The organism is Plebeiibacterium marinum, from assembly GCF_026013615.1.
GTDB lineage: Bacteria > Bacteroidota > Bacteroidia > Bacteroidales > Marinilabiliaceae > Saccharicrinis > Saccharicrinis marinus_A.
The window spans coordinates 1-749 of the sequence record NZ_JAPDPI010000123.1; the positions used below are offsets into that span (position 1 = coordinate 1).

General features: G+C 39.0%; 2 protein-coding genes. Both read right to left on the reverse strand.

What is annotated here, in order from left to right:
* Positions 1 to 136: 136 nt before the first annotated feature.
* The gene (locus OM074_RS21165) at positions 137 to 430 is read right to left on the reverse strand and encodes a type II toxin-antitoxin system RelE/ParE family toxin (protein ID WP_301202712.1); all 294 of its coding nucleotides are present in this window, start codon (positions 428 to 430) and stop codon (positions 137 to 139) included.
* Complete coding sequence (locus OM074_RS21170; RefSeq protein ID WP_301202714.1) at positions 421 to 621, reverse strand: hypothetical protein; 201 nt, start codon at positions 619 to 621, stop codon at positions 421 to 423. Before OM074_RS21170 ends, OM074_RS21165 begins: the two co-directional genes overlap by 10 nt.
* Positions 622 to 749: the final 128 nt, after the last annotated feature.

The window sequence follows — 749 nt, forward strand, 5'->3', positions numbered from 1 at the left end:
CAGGCCAGAGGCCTTGGTTAATACGACATAGCGAGACGCTATGCCGAGCCGTTTTCTTACTTAATCGCTACGATCAGCGAGGGGCATACGCCGGACGATTTACATTATTTAGTTACTACACTGAGCGAGAGGTGGCTTATTTCAATAGCTTTCTTCTGGTACTACGAACATTGACCAATATTATTTCTTTCTTCCTTGGCTTGTAACGATAAGTAAGTATGGTCAACCTATTAATCGGACCTCGGAACAGATTCCTGTGGCTCTTGGTAGATTCGAGCATATTCGGATTTTCCTTCAGCAATTCAAAGAAGTGAGCAGTTTCCCTGATAAAGTTACTGACTTCCTTATCAGTCCATTCTTCTTCAAGATATTTTACTATGTTGGCATAGCCTTGTTCTGCCCTTTTCGACCAGAATATTTTTATAGCCATTTCTTATATTTTGCCATTACTTCAGCATGAGGGGTTACTTCACCTCTGTTAGCTTCTGCCAGTCCTTGCTCTATTTCGGCTCGTTCTGCTTGGCTTATGGTGTCCCACCAATCAGCCTGTGACAGACTTTTGCCTGACAATAACGTTTTTACAGCATTTAAAATATTGCCGTCTGATATCTTGTCTATCATATTGTGCAAGTCTGTTCTTAATTCAATAATATCCATAACCTGTAAGTTTATATCCTTTACAAAGTTAAAGATTAATATTCAGTTTTGGTTTCTATTTTAACGGATGATATTTATTTACCTCCATACTA

Bases quoted from the DNA above. Each gene is read 5' to 3' on its own strand.
- OM074_RS21165 (WP_301202712.1), bottom strand. From the start codon at position 430: ATGGCTATAAAAATATTCTGGTCGAAAAGGGCAGAACAAGGCTATGCC.
- OM074_RS21170 (WP_301202714.1), bottom strand. From the start codon at position 621: ATGATAGACAAGATATCAGACGGCAATATTTTAAATGCTGTAAAAACG.